At 33.2% G+C, this 17,868-nt stretch carries 13 protein-coding genes; 4 read left to right on the top strand and 9 right to left on the bottom strand.

Translation table 11 applies throughout. From position 1 onward, the window contains the following. Positions 1 to 199 precede the first annotated feature (199 nt). From B8967_RS19835 to B8967_RS19825, 3 genes are read left to right on the top strand one after another with little or no spacing between them, the layout of a single operon-like run. A complete protein-coding gene (locus B8967_RS19835) occupies positions 200 to 1,336 on the top strand; it encodes a helix-turn-helix domain-containing protein (RefSeq protein ID WP_084087455.1) in 1,137 nt (378 codons plus the stop codon). Next, positions 1,248 to 2,933, top strand: coding sequence for a serine hydrolase domain-containing protein (locus B8967_RS19830; protein WP_228406266.1), 1,686 nt, complete (start codon positions 1,248 to 1,250; stop codon positions 2,931 to 2,933). The genes B8967_RS19835 and B8967_RS19830 overlap by 89 nt, the downstream gene beginning before the upstream one ends. A 5-nt stretch (positions 2,934 to 2,938) precedes the next feature. Then, positions 2,939 to 4,372, top strand: coding sequence for a serine hydrolase domain-containing protein (locus B8967_RS19825; RefSeq protein WP_084087452.1), 1,434 nt, complete (start codon positions 2,939 to 2,941; stop codon positions 4,370 to 4,372). 68 nt (positions 4,373 to 4,440) lie between these two features. On the opposite strand, the gene B8967_RS19820 is transcribed toward B8967_RS19825, so the two are convergent. The 4 genes from B8967_RS19820 to B8967_RS19805 form a co-directional block, all read right to left on the bottom strand. After that, positions 4,441 to 4,959, bottom strand: coding sequence for a DUF2911 domain-containing protein (locus tag B8967_RS19820; RefSeq protein ID WP_084087450.1), 519 nt, complete (start codon positions 4,957 to 4,959; stop codon positions 4,441 to 4,443). A 37-nt stretch (positions 4,960 to 4,996) separates the two neighbouring features. Continuing rightward, complete coding sequence (locus B8967_RS19815) at positions 4,997 to 6,688, bottom strand: sodium:solute symporter family protein (RefSeq protein WP_084087448.1); 1,692 nt, start codon at positions 6,686 to 6,688, stop codon at positions 4,997 to 4,999. A 100-nt stretch (positions 6,689 to 6,788) separates the two neighbouring features. After that, positions 6,789 to 9,293 carry a PIG-L family deacetylase gene (locus tag B8967_RS19810; RefSeq protein ID WP_084087446.1) on the bottom strand — a complete coding sequence of 835 codons (2,505 nt, stop codon included), beginning with the start codon at positions 9,291 to 9,293 and terminating at the stop codon, positions 6,789 to 6,791. A 676-nt stretch (positions 9,294 to 9,969) separates the two neighbouring features. Next, complete coding sequence (locus B8967_RS19805; RefSeq protein ID WP_084087444.1) at positions 9,970 to 10,641, bottom strand: hypothetical protein; 672 nt, start codon at positions 10,639 to 10,641, stop codon at positions 9,970 to 9,972. A gap of 149 nt (positions 10,642 to 10,790) precedes the next feature. Between B8967_RS19805 and B8967_RS19800 the strand changes: the two genes are divergently transcribed. Continuing rightward, a complete protein-coding gene (locus B8967_RS19800; RefSeq protein ID WP_084087442.1) occupies positions 10,791 to 11,303 on the top strand; it encodes an AAA family ATPase in 513 nt (170 codons plus the stop codon). Between the two features lie 1,330 nt (positions 11,304 to 12,633). Here the strand turns inward: B8967_RS19800 and B8967_RS19795 are convergent. The 5 genes from B8967_RS19795 to B8967_RS19770 form a co-directional block, all read right to left on the bottom strand. After that, on the bottom strand, positions 12,634 to 13,179 hold the full coding sequence (locus tag B8967_RS19795) for a hypothetical protein (RefSeq protein WP_084087440.1): 546 nt from the start codon (positions 13,177 to 13,179) through the stop codon (positions 12,634 to 12,636). Between the two features lie 375 nt (positions 13,180 to 13,554). Then, on the bottom strand, positions 13,555 to 14,250 hold the full coding sequence (locus B8967_RS19785) for a hypothetical protein (RefSeq protein ID WP_084087437.1): 696 nt from the start codon (positions 14,248 to 14,250) through the stop codon (positions 13,555 to 13,557). Between the two features lie 121 nt (positions 14,251 to 14,371). After that, entirely contained in the window at positions 14,372 to 15,109 is a 738-nt protein-coding gene (locus B8967_RS19780; RefSeq protein WP_084087435.1) for a DUF4145 domain-containing protein, read from the bottom strand. Positions 15,110 to 15,111: 2 nt separating this feature from the next. Beyond that, positions 15,112 to 16,722, bottom strand: a complete 1,611-nt coding sequence (locus B8967_RS19775) for a hypothetical protein (protein WP_084087433.1) — start codon at positions 16,720 to 16,722, stop codon at positions 15,112 to 15,114. Further along, positions 16,719 to 17,741, bottom strand: coding sequence for a hypothetical protein (locus tag B8967_RS19770; protein ID WP_084087431.1), 1,023 nt, complete (start codon positions 17,739 to 17,741; stop codon positions 16,719 to 16,721). Before B8967_RS19770 ends, B8967_RS19775 begins: the two co-directional genes overlap by 4 nt. Positions 17,742 to 17,868 lie beyond the last annotated feature (127 nt).

The following is a 17,868-nucleotide window of genomic DNA, read 5'->3' as shown; positions in this document are numbered from 1 at the left end:
TGTATATTCTGTCTCTCTTGTCTACTTTACTCATTCAATAATCGCTTTAACTATTTCAAAATAAGCCGAAAGTATGGCTGTATTGGTAGGTACAACAATACAACTTTTAGGATTGGGTGCAAATATTTTAGTATAAAATCATCGATACTTTTTTAAGCTTTCCTATTTAAATATTAAATTGCACCTACGTTAAAAAACCATGGACAAATACAGCTTTTTGGAAATAGCAGCATTTATAGGAATATTTTTGGTGCTGTTTCTCGCCTTATTTTTATTGACTGTAAAAACTAAGCACAAACTTGCAAATTGGCTTCTTGCTTTTTTTCTTTTTACAAATGCCGTAGATGCTTGTAAATTTTTGATGCGTGATTTTCCTGTTAATTTCATCAACCTCGAGGCTTTTCGCTGGAGCATTAACTATTTGGTTCCGGCATCATTCTACCTTTATGTATTGTCCGTTTGTTTTTCCAACTTTCGATTAAAACCGAAACACTTATGGCATACCATTCCGTTTATTGCGTTCAATTTGTATATGGCGTATGGGATTTATTTTGAAGATAGAGCTTCGAAAGTGAGTTTCATCAATGCTTTGAGCGAATCACCTATCATGCAATTTTTCTATTTTCTTTTTGAATTTCTATTTCAGGTTTATTTTATTGCTTCATTTCTGGTTATCAGAAAGTCTAAAACCGTCTATCTAGAAAACTATACGAATCCAAATATTTCTATCCTAAATGCACTTTACAAAATAACAATTCTCTATTATGTCTTACATTTCTTAGTACTTATCAGATGGTTGGTTACTTTTATCTTTGGTTTGGGAGAAATCAGACAATGGATCGTAACCCTTGATGGATTTGCGTTTTTGTTTTGTACGTGTTGGTATCTATTTGTTGCATTAGACAAACCTGAATTTTTCAGAGGTGTTAATTCTCTATTAAAGCCGATCTCAGATGTTGCCCCGAAACAAAAATCTTCTCCTATCATTGATGACGAAAAAAATAAGCAAATCGAATTCTTAAAAGATTTTATGGTGGAAAAAGAGCCCTACCTGGATTCTTCGTTAACGATTCAGGATTTGGCAGAACAATTAAAAATGCCCGTAAAAGACTTATCGACTTTGATTAACCTGTATATGGACAAACACTTTTTTGATTTTGTAAATGAATATCGAATTGAAAAAGCCAAAGAAATACTAAAAGATCCCTTGCAAAAAGAACTCACAATTCTGGAAATTTTATATCAAGTTGGGTTCAATTCCAAATCGTCGTTCAGTACTTCTTTTAAAAAATATACCGGAACAACTCCGACAGATTTTAGAAAAAATCCAAATTAATCCATTTTTTTCTAAGAAATGGGTTCGACTTTTTTTAATCGGTCGCGTACTGAGGCCTTTTAAAGCATCTTTGCAGCAAATTATAAAATCAGAATCGATTATGAAAAATTTCCTGCTTGCATTTCTCGTGCTTTTATCTTCAAATACTTTTGCACAAAAATTCACATCCAGTTCAAATAAAGAAAAAGCAAAAAAAATCGATTTGATTATTGGTAAATATCACGACTACAATCTTTTTAACGGAAGTGCTTTGGTTGTTCAAAACGGCGAAATTATCTTGCAAAAAAATTATGGAAAAGCCGATATGAACTGGAGTATCGAGGCAACTTCTGACACCAAATTCAGAATTGGCTCCGTAACAAAACAATTTACTGCAATGCTGATTATGCAGTTAAAACAAGAAGGAAAAATCAAGTTGGATGACAAAATAAGTGATTATCTTCCTTGGTTTAACAAAACGGCAGGAAGCAAAATTACCATTCATCAATTGTTAACACATACTTCTGGCTTGCCAAATTACACGGATTTCCCTGATTTTAAAACTAAAATGGTTTTCGAAAATTTGTCTGGGAAAGATTTTGCCATCAAATATTTCAAAGATAATTTAGGATTTGAACCAGGAACAAAGCATAATTACTGCAATACAGGCTATTATCTATTAGGATTAATTATTGAGGAAATTACCAGAAAACCTTATGAAAAAGTTCTCGAGGAAAAAATATTTGATGTCATTGGAATGAAAAATACAGGAATTGAAGATCCAAAAGAAATCATTTCAAAGTATGCTCAAGGCTATGATTTTGATTACGATGGTTATCAAAAAACAGATTACATTAATATCAAAACTGCGGTGTTTTCTGCTGGCGGAATGTACAGCACAGCAAATGATATGCGAAAATGGGATGATGCTTTATACACGAATACTTTGCTGAATGACGAGAACAAAAAAATATATTTCACGCCCAATTTAAGTGATTACGCTTACGGTTTGGTTGTTCAGAAACATCAGAATTTTTTAGGTTCGGGAAAAGATATTACAACAATGGCACATAGCGGCGGGATCAATGGTTTTTCCTGCAATATTGCCAGAATTCCGGAGGAAAAAATATACGTAATCTTGCTTGATAACACTAGAGCAGGTAAAAGAGGCGGACAATTGGAAGCTGTCATCGATGATGTCTTCGGAGTTCTATACAATACCAAAGTTGATTTGCCTAAACCATTAATTATCTTCGAAGTTTATAAAAAAATGAAAGCAGAATCAGTAGAAAAAGGAATTGTTTATTTGAAAGAACTGAAGAAAAACAAATTCGATTCTTATAATTTTAATGGTTTTGAAAATGAATTGAATAGATTAACATACAAGTTTTTGGGTGAAGGAAAACCTGATGATGCATTAAAAATTATTGATTATGCCGTTTCAGAATTTCCAAACTCGTCCAATATTTATGATACACGTGGCGAGATTTATTTTAATAAAAAAGATTATAACGCTTCGAAAAAGGATTATTTGAAAACATTGGAACTGAATCCTAATAACGATAATGCCAAAGAAATGCTTTCAAAAATCAATCAAATTCTATCTCCAAAAAACTAATTAAAATGAAGAACCGATTTTTCTTATTATTAGCAGCTGTTTTATTTACAAATAATCTTTCTGCCCAGACGTTAAATCATTCCAAAGAAACAAAGAAGAAACCTCAAAATTCGACTGAACAAAAATCAGAAATCAATCAAATTGATTCCTTGATGACAAAATCCTATGAAAGAGGTTTATTCAATGGAAACGTCCTTGTCGTTAAAAACAATACGATTGTATATCAGAAATCATTTGGATTTACCGATGAAACGAGGCAAACTCCATTAAACAATAAGTCAATATTCAATATTGGCTCTATTGCAAAGGAATTTAATGCTGTTGCCATCATGATTTTAGTTGAACGTGGTCTTCTTAATCTTGATGACAAGGTATCCAAATTTAATTTAGGATTACCAAAATGGGCAGAGAAAGTTTCTATACGCCATCTGATTAATTATGCCAGTGGTATTCCCCCAATTGAACAATTAAAACCCGAAAATGATGCGGAGGCTTGGAATATTTTGAGAAGTAATGATAGTCTCCTCTTTGAACCGGGAACTAGCTACAGATATGATAATGGCAATGTATTTTTGCAAAGAAGAATAATTGAAAAGGTAAGCGGAATGTCCTTCCAGCAATTTGTCATTAACAATATAGTTAAACCATTGAAAATGACCAATTCGGTATTTGAACCAACATTTGGTTATAAAAACAGAACCTCTTGTTATGATATGGACCATGTGAAATGCCCGGAATTGAAATTTATTAGCGGCTGGCTTTGGGTAGACATCAATGATCTGTATAAATGGATTGAAGCGCTGAATTCTAATCGGTTAATATCCAAAGAATCCTATCATACTCTGTTGAATAATCCATATGCAAAAGATGAAGGGGGATCACTTGGCAGATACTTTGAAAAAGAAGACCTACAAAGACATAATGGGGTTTCTTATAAATTTGAATCTATCTTTTTAAACGATTTAAAAAATAATATAACGATAATTCTATTGTCCAATAATCTAAATAAAGTTTGGGATTTAGGGCATATTATTCACAATGTGATGCTAGGAAAAGAATATGAAATTCCTAAAAAATCTGTTTATCAAGCGATAAGAAAGGAGTCTCTCGACAACGTAAATAAGGCGATAGAGACCTACTATTTACTCAAGAAAAATGCTAAAAATGAATATAGTTTTGAGAACCCGGGAGAACTTAATAAGTTAGGATATGAATTATTAAGACTCGGAAAAAACAGTGAATCCATAACAGTATTTAAATTGGCTACCACTGAGTTTCCTAAAGATGCTAATCTTTTCGATAGTTTAGGAGAAGCTTATTTTACAGATAAGCAATACAACTTAGCATTAGAGAGTTATAAAAAAGCAATCAGTCTTGGTGGAACTAACGGTAATGCTGAAAAAATGATCGATAAAATCGAAAAAGAAATAGGAAAGTAAATTTTCAAATCAAATTTAAAACAAAAAAAATCCCGTTAATACGGGATTTTAATTTCTGATATTCAAATTTATTTGATCTCTACAGGAACTGAGATTTTATCCCAATCCATTGTGAATCCATTATTGTTTATCTTATACACTAAAGCTTCCTGGGTTGCTGGTAAAGCTTTTGTTTTAACATCAACACGTAAAGCATCTTTAGATTCTTCATATTTATAAGCGCCCCACTGTTTGGGTTCTTTGTTAAAAATCGCAGTCCAGGTTCCGTTTTCTTTAGGGATTAAGAAAAAACTGTATTTACCTGCAGGCAGCGGTTTACCCTGAACGGTAATATTTTTATCCGTTTCGAAAGTAGTTGCTTCATTGGCACCCGCACGCCAAACTTTATTATAAGCTTCCAAACCACCCCAGATTGTACGCCCTTTTACAGAAGGACTGCTATAGGCTATGGTAATGTTTGCATCTTTAATTTTTCCCGTAGCAGTAGCCGGAGGGCTGGCCGGTTTTTTAGTGTCCTGTGCAAATGCATTCATGGAGATTGTCATTGTCGCAACAAGGACGGCAGCAGATTTAATGATGGTTTTCATAATATTTTTGTTTATTTGTATGTTTACTTTGTTTTGTTTACGAATTTACTGCTTTCGGCTTATAAAACAATAAACCAATTGCCGAAAATATAATTACCGCCGCAGCACCGATTACATTAAGCCAAAGGAAAGAAACGATATCGAATTTATAAACGGCAATAACCACAATTTCTGATAATATTGCAGCAATAAATACATTGGAACCGCCGATTTTTTTATAGTAAAAGGCGACCAGAAAAATCCCCAATATCGGACCGTAGAAAAGAGAACCCAATACATTAACCGCTTCAATAAGAGACCCCATTTGAGTGGCAAACATGGCAACGCCGATTGAGAAGATCCCCCAGGCCAAAGTATGCAGGCGACTGTACTTCAATTCGGTGGCATCATCAGGAATTTCTTTTTTAAATATCAAATGAACATCTTTTAATGAGCAGGCGGCAAGGGAATTCAGCGCTGCAGAAATTGAACCCCAGCTGGCCAGAAAAATGACGGCAAACAGTAAACCGATCATTCCTACAGGTAAGGTATTTTTTACGAAATACAGGAAAATGTAATTGGTATCCGTTTTCTCGGCATTATAGTTTGAATGATTGATAGCTTCCTCTACCCTGCCGTGAAGGGCTTTTACCTGGGATTGTGTGTTTTTAAAATCCTGAATTGTTTTTTTGAGTTCGGGAGAATGAGTTTCTTTCAGTTTTAAAATCTCTTTCGATTCTGTATTAAATTTTATTTGTAGATCCTGATGTTCTTTTTCAAAAACCGCGGCCTGTTCAGGTTGTGTTTCCTTTAAATGTTGATAAGAGCGTTCGTTAAAATAAATAGGAGCCGGTTTTAGAGAAAAGAAAGCAAAAAGTAAGGCACCGATCAGGAGAATCGCAAATTGCATCGGAATTTTCACCAATCCGTTCAACAGCAAGCCCATTTTTGCATTGGTATTGTCCTTCGCAGTAATATACCTCCCGACCTGACTCTGATCCGTACCGAAGTAAGAAAGTGCCAGAAAAAACCCACCAATTAAGCCGCTCCAAATATTGTATTTATCTTTCCAATCGAATTCTGTGGTGATTACATTGAGCTTTCCGGATTTCCCCGCCAGATACAGCGCATCGTTAAAACCAATTCCATTCGGCATATTCTGAATAAGCAGGTAACCTGCAAAAGCCATGGTTCCCAGAATAATGAGAAACTGTAATTTTTGGGTGTGAGCGATCGCTTTTGCACCGCCAACATAGGTATAAATCAACAGAATACCCCCTGTTAAAACATTGGTTAAGTAAATATTCCAGTTTAAAACGCTTGATAAGATGATACTCGGAGCGTAAATGCTGATTCCTGTTGATAAACCTCTGGAAAAAAGAAAAAGCAGTGAAGTGAGCACCCTTGTTTTTTTATCAAAACGGTTTTCTAAATATTCATAAGCCGTATAAACATTTAAACGCTGAAAAATCGGAATGAAAGTGATACAGATCACAATCATCGCCAAAGGCAGACCAAAATAATACTGAACGAAACGCATGCCGTCTGTATAAGCCTGGCCCGGTGCCGACAAAAATGTAATGGCACTTGCCTGTGTAGCCATAATCCCTATCAGCACAATGTACCAAGGCATTTTATTATCTGCTTTCAGGTATGATTCGTTGCTTTTTTGGCCACGACCGATGAATACGCCGTAGACCACCACTGCAACAAGTGTAAAAATGAGAACTGTCCAATCTATATTACTCATGCCCAGGATTTAGTAAACCAATAATAAAATGCGATCTGCAATACTAATGCAACAGCTAATAGTATATACCAGATATTCCAATTTTTAAGTTCCTTGTTCATCAGTTTTTCTGTGCAGATAAAAAGTTAAAAAATAAACGTGCCGCTCCCACATTTCCTGCAGGCAGCTGTCTGAAAAATGCCAACGGTGTATAAATAAAATTACCCTTCCCGTATTGGGCATATAAAGTTGATCCCTGCTGTGGCTCTTCATCCGTATCATGCATTTCAAAAAGCGGTTCATACGCGGCATCCCATTGGGTAGGGAAATAGGCGCCACGCTCCTGTACCCAGCCTTTAAAATCATCAGCCGTAATTTTGTTCGGAAAGCTCAGTAATTTATGTGTTGGATTTAAAAACCTAACCGCAGCATTTTCTTCGGTAACCCGCTTATTGGCAATACTGAATTTGTACATTCCCAATTGGTCAACGGTGGTATCCTGGTTCGTGTTATACTGCATCACCAAATTACCTCCGGATTTTACATAAGACCACAAAAAAGGCATCCAGCGGCCCAGTTTTTTCTCTGTATTATTGGCACGAACACCCAATACGATAGCATCGTATTGTGATAGCTTGTTTTGACTAGCATTTCCAGCAGTCTCGTCTAATTTGCCATAAAAATCTTCGTCTTTCAAAACATCTACCTGAATCCCTGCAATGCGCAGGAACTCAGGAATGAAATCGCCAGCTCCTTCTATATACCCCACTTTTTTAACCTTCGCCTGAATATCACCTTTCATTACAGTTGCCGTTGCAGGCGAAAAATATTGTAAGGAGGGTAAATGCGGGTACTGAATTAATACTTGTTTTTTATTATAAGTGACTCCATCTGCCACAAAATTGGCATCCAATTGCAAGCGGGATGAATGTATTGTGGCAAGCTTAGTTTTTGGAATAACGTAATCGATGGTCGTATCTTTTCCATTAAGCGAGCTTACATCAGCGCCACCTAATCGCTCTCCGTTATACATCAGGTTGAGAGTACCTTTAGCATACGCTCTGTTAGAATTAACCTTAACATTTAAACTCAAATGTACATCTTCATTTTCTTTGGCCCAATACAATGGTTGTGTAAATTTCAGTTCCAATGCAGGAACAATGCGCAAGGCTTCTACCACATCACCACGCACCGGATCTAATTTCTTGAAAGATAAAGGAAGTTTAACCTGAAAATCTTCCGAACCTATTTTTAAACCAAGCAACACATTCAGTGGTGATTCTGCCTCAGGCAAACCGATTAAAGTATCATTCGGAACAGAGAAAGTTGCGGCATTCGTGGGAGATTTTGCCAACCAGTAAGGTTCTGTGAGTGCGGCATCTGCAGGAATCTGAATATCATGCTGAATGGTAATTAAAGAATCTTTTGATAGTTTTCTATTGAAGCTTTCTGATTGATTTAACCATTGTACATTTTCCAAAACCACAGGGTTTGCAGCTCTTGAAATCAGATTTAACCTGAAATTGTAATGATCCCCGGCAACAGCTTCAGCCTGATTCGTTACCACCTCGCCCATAAACCCGACACAGCTTAAAATAATATTGTCAAGAGATTTAATTTTATCCTTTTTCAGATCTGCATCTTTTAGCGCCATGACCTTTTTTCGCAAAGCAAGCAAAGCAGGCAAGCTGCGGTCTGGATTATTGAAATTGAACGCGGAAATAATTTCATCTAACGATTGGTCAATATCAGCATTTCCTTTTGAAGTCCAGGTTTTAGCTACTCCGTCAAAAAGTGTTGCTTTTGCGGGCTCACCAACAACATGGGCAAAATATTCAGTTCTGATGCCGGCTACAGACTGTGTTCCTGCACCCTGGCTTTTATGTAAACTTCTGCTTAATCCTGCCAATTCACCGTAGCCCATACCCAATTGCGCATCATATTGCCCAACGGTAACTTTCAGTTGGTTTTCGGCTGTCGTATTGACCCCACCAAATCGGAAAGTATTCCACAGTACACGTTTTGGCTGCCATGTATTAACATATTTTAGTTGATCCGGGAAAGCCGTTTTATCACCTGCCAGCTTAAAAGCTTTTTCCGCCACCACAGCCGAAGCCGCATGCTGTCCATGACCTGCCGCAGCAGTAGGAGGAAAACGACAAATGATAACATCCGGACGGAATTGACGGATGACCCAAACTACATCCGCTATAATACTCTTTTCATCCCATTGTTTAAAGGTATCGGTCGTATTTTTAGAGAACCCGAAATCAATCGCCCTGGTAAAAAACTGCTGGGCGCCGTCTAACTTTCTTGCCTCTAAAAGCTCATGGGTTCTGATTAAACCCAATGCAGCACCCTGCTCTGTGCCTAATAAATTCTGCCCACCATCACCTCTGGTTAAAGACAGATAGCCTGTTTCTACATTTTGGTCGTTGATTAACCAGGAAAGTAATCCTGTATTTTCATCATCGGGATGAGCCGCAAGGTATAAAACTTTAGGCAGCTGTTTAAGTGTTTTGAGTTCACGGTAAATTTCAGATGATTTTGAGGGTCGAACCTGTTGGGCCGAACAAAAAACCGTATAAAATCCTAGGATAAATACAGTGCTTACTTTTTTGAACATTTAATTTTACTTTGCAGAGCAAATATAAGTAAATCATCTTTCTTTCAACCTTAAAAGAATTAAACTGTGAATTTCACAAAAAAAACTGTTTATTTTTTTATTATTAAACCACAAAAGGCACAAAAGTTCTTATTTTTTTAGACACTTTAGTACACTTTAGAAAGTTTAAAAAAATACCGCATAATTAAGTTCACATAAGATGAAAATCTTTGATTTTCAAAAAAACTTACATGTACTTCTTATACACAAAGTATATACCTTAAAATAGCTTACGTGTTCAAAAATCTTTTGTGACTTTTGTGGTTACGTTTATTTACCCGTAAGAATTCTGAGATCTTTTGGAATTATCTGATCAAACCTTATAGGTTTTTAATATGCATAAGCTCTAAAACCTATAAGGTTTAGTCCATAAACTTTTTTATTAAACCACAAAAGGCACAAAAGTTCTTATTTTTTTATACACTTTAGTACACTTTAGAAAGTTTAAAGGAATACCTCACAATTAAGTTCACATAAGATGAAAATCTTTTATTTTCAACAAAACTTTAGTGTACTTCTTATACACAAAGTATATAACTTAAAATAGCTTACGTGTTTAAAAATATTGTGTGACTTTTGTGGTTAAATTCAAACACACTTATTTATTAATCAGAGTTTCAAAGAAAATAAAAACTCCTTATGTTTTTCTAATTGTATTCCGCGTAAGATAGATATAATTAAACATACAAAATGTTGCTATCGCCCCGAAAGTATGCCATAAAAAGTGGGTTCCGAAACTCAACCATTCCCATTTATCAACGATACGGAAAGTGAGCGCGAGAGCAAACGACAATAAAGCAAAACCTACCCATTTGCCAGCTTTCCATTGGGTATAAATCAAATAACTTAGTACCGAAAAAAGCACAAATGAAGCCATAATTGCATAATTTACGTTGATAAAAAGAGAAGTCTTATCTACCAAAATCCAATTTCTCAAAGCAAACATGAACATTATATATACGAGAACCATTACAACGGCATAGTACCATCTGATGCTCTGCGCTAAAAAATAAAATCCGGCAGACAAACAGAGCAACATAATGGGCATCCAATCCATCATGATAAATACCGGCCATTGTCTGAATGAATGATAAACAGTTCCCCCTATAGCACCAATATATAATAACACCAGGCAGTAGGTTAAAAAAGGATATGCTTTAAAATCACCCTTTATTTTAAGGGTCCAAAAAATGGCTATGGCTAAAAATAATATAGCAGTTACTGCATTTAATGGCTCGGGGAAAAACTGAGCCATATCTGTTTCTTTATATAACATGCCTCCGTCCGGAGGTAGTGGATTTATTGGCATTGTCTTTTTTTATATTATATTTATATACTTGTTCTAAATATAGAAAAATTATGGTATTAAATGATTGACAAAACGTTATATAATGGACGCTCAAAAAACAGGCACGAAAATTTCGTATTAGACTTTTGGATTACAATATAAACTGAAATATGAGAATTGCAATAATCGGTGCTCACAAAGTCGGTAAAACCACATTGGCAGAAGAACTTCTGGAGAACCTTCCCGGGTACACACTTGAAATAGAACCCTATTACCAGATGGAGTCTTCAGGGTATGAATTTTCAGAAGAACCTCATCCTGACGATTTTCTTGAACAATTTAATTATTCAGCCCAACTGGTCTTCAAAAGCGGAGATGATGCCATATTTGATAGATGTGTCATTGATATCTTAGCTTATCTTCATGTTCTTGATTCTGGTCGAAATATCCAGTTTCTCTTTGAAAAAGTTCAAACCATCATCGATGAAATTGATGTTTTTGTTTTTGTCCCTATTGAAGAACCCGATCTGATATCCAACCATCAGATAGAGCTGCCAAAACTCAGGCATAAGGTTAATGAGTTACTTTATGACTGGATTGAGGATCTTGGAATAAAGGTCATTAAAGTAAGCGGAACTTTATCGAACCGAAAAGATCAGGTGCTGACCGGAATTTTATCCTAGGATCTGAGGGGAGTAACTTCTGTAAGGCTTAAAAAAGATTACAGGTTTGAATCCTGTCGAGGTTAGTTTAAGAGACCATCATTGACAGTTGTTACCCCTTAAAAAAACCAGAGCAGAAATAATCTACTCTGATTAATATTTGAATAACAAGTATTGAATGCTCTTCATCGTCTCCGCTCTCCGAAGTCTCCTGACTTTGGAGCAAGTGTAAAGGAAATAATCTTATTTACTAGCTCAAACTCGGGGGACCTTGCGCAACAGAGACAATAAAACACAATATTTGAAAAATGATTATTGACAATCATTTCTCGTTGATTCGTCGAAGAGCATGGAGAAGCGTACAGCTTCATCAGCGACGAAGTTGCATCACTTTGCCCACTTACCATAAAGCGGAATTATCCATCAATTTTGCGTTAATCTTTCTAATCAAAAAATAATGTAATGATGGTATGTTTTTCTAACGCAAAGCTTTAGCTTCATTATGCCTATTTTTTAGGGAGCAAAGAATAAAATCAACGAAGTTGATTCGTCGAAGCGCATGGAAAAGCATAATGCTTCATCAGCGACGAAGTTGCATCACTTTGCCCACTTACAATAAAGCGGAATTATTCATCAACTTTGCGTTAATCTTTCAAATCAAAAAATCATGTACTGATAAGGTGTTTTTATAGCGCAAAGCTTTAGCTACATTATGCCTATTTTTTAGGGAGCAAAGCATAGAATCAACTTCGTTGATTCGTCGAAGCGCATGGAAAAGCATAATGCTTCATCAGCGACAAAGTTGCATCACTTTGCCCACTTACAATAAAACGGAATTATTCATCAACTTTGCGTTAATCTTTGTAATCAAAAATAATGTAATGATGGTATGTTTTTCTAACGCAAAGCTTTAGCTACATTATGCATATTTTCAGAAAGCAAAGCATAGAATCAACTTCGTTGATTCGTCGAAGCGCATGGAAAAGCATAATGCTTCATCAGCGACGAAGTTTCATCACTTTGCCCACTTACAATAAAGCGGAATTATTCATCAACTTTGCGTTAATCTTTGTAATCAAAAATAGTGTGCTGATGGCGTGTTTTTCTAACGCAAAACTTTAGCTACATTATGCCTATTTTTAGGGAGCAAAGAATAGAATCAACTTCATTGATTCGTCGAAGCGCATGGAAAAGCATAATGCTTCATCAGCGACAAAGTCGCATCACTTTGCCCAACTTACAATAAAACGGAATTATTCATCAACTTTGCGTTAATTTTTCAAATCAAAAAATCATGTACTGATAAGGTGTTTTCATAGCGCAAAGCTTAGCTTCATTATGCTCAACTTTCTTATCCCGAATGGGTATCCGCCATCTTCTTTTCTCTCCTTCTCTGAAGAATAAGGTGTGCAGCATCCAGCATTTTAACCGTATGAATGTAGGGCATAACGATATTCCTTTCCGGGAGATTCTCATAGACCCCCATTGAAAAATAGACGATTCCGGACATAAAATAATCAAATTCTTTGAGGGTGTATGCTCTGAATGCTGTTTTGAAAACCAGCAGTGGATTCCGGTATTCCTTCTCCGAAAGCAGGCCAAGAACCCACGGAGAAATCTTTTCCGGCCGGGTGTCAACCGTCCATTTTCTTTCCTTCAGCATGATGAGATATCCTGCCCGAATCAACGACCTCATCGACTGGTAAAACTCAAAGATAACCGCCGGATCTTCATTGATCCAGCTATTCCTCTTTACGGCATAATTCATCATATTGCTGAGCCTTTCTTTGGAAATATCCAACTCATTGAACTGAAAGAAAGTTTCCATCAGCTGCAACCCGGAGCGCTTCTTATCTGCCCGAAACCGGGGATCAAAATCTGTTTTTATCTTTTTCATTGTTTGTATTTTTTATAAATGTAATAAAAAATTGCAAACATTCGGATTTGAATCCGAGATTTTTATAAGAATAAGTAATTTATTTGTTTCTATGACAGAAGCAAATAGAAAAATTGTTGAATTTATAAGGGATGAATGGGTTATCCCTATAAACAATAACAGCAAATTTGCAGTAGATCATAATATAGATGAAAAGACCGTCCGAAGAATAAGAGATGATAAAACCTATCAAATTGCTCTTCTTACAATAATGCGAATTTGCCATGCAAGAAATTTGACTCTCGCCAGCTTTTTTAAGATGGTTGGAGTATAGATACGAAAAACAATATAATTGATAAATCCTGACGAGAGTTGGGATTTTCAGTTTTCTGTTATCTATGTTAACTTTTTGAAATTTATATTAGCTACAACTCGTTGTACATTTTCAATAGTCTTGCCCTTTAAGGTAAATTTCAATTCATATCTATCTATATAACTATTAGAACTAACATCTTCATATCTAATTTCTAATATGTATTTACTATTTGTAAAAAAGCGATCGTAACTTTCGCCTTGCTTAATACCAGCCTCCATCCAATTGACTTTAGATAAATCTGTAACAATTTTTTGAGGTAATGCGATATGCAGATAATCATTCAAATTTGCGCATAAATATTCTTCATTTGAGTTTGTTACGGTACCCTCAATAATTGAAATATTAATATTTACAGCTTCATTTTTAAAACATTTAACTTCCAACTTATTATCATACTCCAAATTATCAATCCCGTTCTTTTTAACAATTTTATTTATTGAAATCCTATTAAAATTTGTAACAGAAGGTTGATTATAAGCAATAAATTTTGAGGTTTGTGGAATTAATAAAGGCTTATTGCTTTGAATAAATTGTTCTTGGGTTTTTAATATTTGTGTATATACAAAAAGTAAAGATGACACAGTTCCTATTGCTCCCAAACCTGTAAAAAACTCAATGAAATTTAGATTAAAACACTTACTGAATGCAAAAAATAAAAATGTATAAAGTATAATTACACTTCCAATAAAATAGTAAAGACTATTATTTTTTTTCATAATGCTGTTTCATAAAATTGTTTAACTTAATAAACTTTAATAGTTATTGATATTTATACCAGTTTTGTTTTCTTCCGCATTGGCTCAAAGTTAGGAGACTTTGTGCAACAGACTATTCATATTATTTTGTAATTATTTGATTAACCATTGCTTCAATTCTTTTATTATTTTTAATGTAAATCATTTCAACTAATAATTCTAATATTTCAAAAGCTGTTAGAACGTCATCATTAGTTGTGTCTATGGTATGGCTGCCTTCATTTCCAATAATTTTTAATGCTAGCAAGAGCCTACAAATTTTTGGCTTCTTTTTACTAAAATGTTGAATCCTTTGATGAAGGCTTGAGATTGGCTCTATTTTTCCTCTTCTAGTTTTTCTTTTTATAGGAGCCTTTAAATCATCCAAAATATATTCAATCGTAACCCTAATTTTATTTGCGCAAGAATTATTATCCAAAAAATATAATGAAAATGATTCGTCAATTAATTTTGCTATATTTTTAGGAACCTCATCTGTTAAAGGAAACATCCTCAAATTAGGAAAAAAGAACTTAGGATGATAAATTTTTAATAATGTTTCAACATATTCACCATCTGGTTTTTTATATCCTGTAATTATATCTGTAATTAATAGTCCATTTACCGAAAATATATGTTTACATAAATGATTATTGCAACGCAAAATACCAGAGAAAACATTATCTAATCCATAAGGATAGCCAACTTGTTCATTGTATTTTCCATCTTCTGTCATTTGTTTTAATATTTCGGTGCCTATCAGAACTCCTATGAAACATTTGGGACATGGATAATTATTTGGCTGTTCGAATGTTTTAGATTTCCATAATTCTTTTTTCATATTTAAATTGTTATTGGAAATTTTCCAATTATTTCTAAAAATTCAGAAGTATTTTCTTCTTGTAATAATTTGCTGTCCTGAAAAGAAGAATAATCAATAATATTTATATTACTAAAATTCTCATATTTATCAGCAGAATATTCTTCTCTTTTTAAAGTTGAAGTTAATATAACTTGTTTATCAAGTTTAATAAACTCGGTTATCATTTTTTCTTCTTTACTTGTTGAAAGTTCACCTTCTCTGAAAGAATCTATTATTATTGGAAACTCATGGTTCAAGAGATTATTTAATGCTACTATTTTAGAAAAATAAAACTCCTGTTCTTCACTTCCTGAAAAAGTTTCATTTGCCTTTGTAAATAAACTATTTATCTCTAACGTACCTTTAGGATCAATTGTTTTATACAATCGAGTAATTTCATTAACAATATTTTCAAATGATTTTTTTTGCAAATCTGTATTTATTTCGATTCCTTGATTAATTGCTTTAATTTTATTTTCTACTTCTATTAATTGCAATTTGAGTTGAGATACCAGTTCATCTATTTCATTTGAATCTCTTATTTCATCTTCAAATAAAATATAATTTCTAAGATCAGGGCTAGATGATGTATTTAATATTTTTTTAAGTTCTTTTTGCTCTTTCTCAATTAAAGAATCAAATTCTAATACAATTTCTTCTTTTAATTTTATGTTTTCATCAATTGAAGAAATTATACTATCTCTAACGTATTTATTACTTACATCAAATTCAAAATCAACATTACTGAATATAATATTTGTGCTGTTACAATCTGCGCACTTGACCTTACCTTCTTTTAAGCTCCTATTTAATGAATTAAGTTCACTTTTTAGATATATAAGTTTAGTTCTTCTATTTTCTTCTCTATTCCGTTGCTTACTTAACTCTGTAATTGAATTATGTATTACGTTAAGTCTCATCTTTATAATTTCAAAATTTTCTGTATTAGCTACAGAGCTTACATAATTTGCAATTTGAGGATTCTTTTTTAAAATTGAAATTTTCTTCTTTTCAATTTTAATTTTATTCTCCAATTCATTTTTTTGTTGTTTTAAATCTGAAATGTTTAGGTCTCCATCCGCAATAACCATCGATATTCCTAAAAAGTAATAAAGCATATTGATAAAATCTACCTTATTATTATTCCCTTTAACAATTATATTAGAGGTATTTCTTTTGTCTTGTCCTAGAAAGAAAATCTCATATAATAAACTTAAATCAACAGTCTTTATTTCTCCATCTTTAGGAATTTTAGGTAATTCAAAAATTTCCTTAGAAAAGAAATATTTAAACTCTGTAATACTATTAAATAAATAAAATTGTTCTCCCTGAGAAACAATGATTGAGTTCCCGTGTCTTAGAAACTCATAATCAATATTTTTGAAACTTATTTTTGAGTAGAAATAGTAACTTTTAAGATTAAAGCCAACAGGCCAAATTGAATCATAACCAATAGAATATACTATACTTTGCATTAACAAGGTTTTACCCTTATTATTATCATCACTAAAGATTATATTTGTTTTATTCTGAAAACGCTTTTCAATGAAAGCTTCAGAACTATTTCCAATTGCAACTTCTTTAATTATCATTCTAAACCTTCTATTATTAAAGCTATTAAATATTTTATTGTTATTTCGTCAAGATATTTATATTTGGGGATATAAGTACTAAAAATTGATGTAAAAATTATATCTATATCAGTCACAGAGTTGCTTTCTAAATAGTTTATAATGGATTCGCAAATCTTCCAAAACTCTTTATTACTAATTTTATTAAAAAAACATCTGGAAAGATTAGAATTACAATTCAAAAGAATATCTTTCATATCCTCCTTATCCAATTTCTTAACTAACTCAAAAAAGTATAAGGGAATACTACTGTATTGAAAAATTTCACAACCAATAATTCTGCATATAAGTAATGTATCAATATCCAATATTTTAAGATGCCTTCTAAAATTAATTACATCCATTATTTCTTTGATACTTTCATTTTCTATATAAGAATTTTTTTTTGAAGATTGTATATCCCTAAGTTCCTTAAATACAGTAAGGTAAAAATCGTCGGTTTTTAAGTTTTTATTTTTGAACTTCGTTATGAATTTAAGATATTCGTGTTCTGTATAATTATCTTCAACAAATAGAACCTGAGATAAAAATGAGTTTATTTTACTGGAATAATCAGTAGTTGTTCCTTTAACTCTCTTTACTTCTTCTTCTAATCCTTTTTTTATTCTATCAAATGTACTTATAACAATATTTGATAAATTATAAGATAATAATCCTTTATCTCTTTTGTAATCATCTTTCAATTTAGGGCAAAAGAAAATCAACTCCTTAAAATTGAAAGATGAAAGATAATTATCAAATAAAGTAAATAAATACTTCCCTATCTTTTTGGGGCTTAAATTAGCTTCATTTTTAGATTGAATATCCCAAATATTCTTAAATCCTTTATCTATTCCGCTTACATCATTAAAACAATCAAATGTAATATATTCAATATGCTTTTTATCTGGGCTTTTGCCTATTAAATATAATAGAGATTTGGTTTCAAAAACCGAAGCCTTTTCATTGTTTATCTCTGTGTTTTTAAAAGTATAGCTCATTATTAGTTTTTAACCACTATCATAAATGAATATTTTATTCACCCATAAGAGATAGTATAAGTTTTCTAAATTAGTAAAAATCTGATATATACAAAAGTTTGTTGTTAATAATACAATATTGATTTAC

It is taken from the genome of Chryseobacterium sp. YR221 (assembly GCF_900176315.1).
Taxonomy (GTDB): Bacteria; Bacteroidota; Bacteroidia; order Flavobacteriales; family Weeksellaceae; genus Chryseobacterium; species Chryseobacterium rhizosphaerae.
The sequence above is the reverse complement of the archived record's forward strand: the minus strand, read 5'-3'. Positions and strand labels throughout refer to the sequence as shown.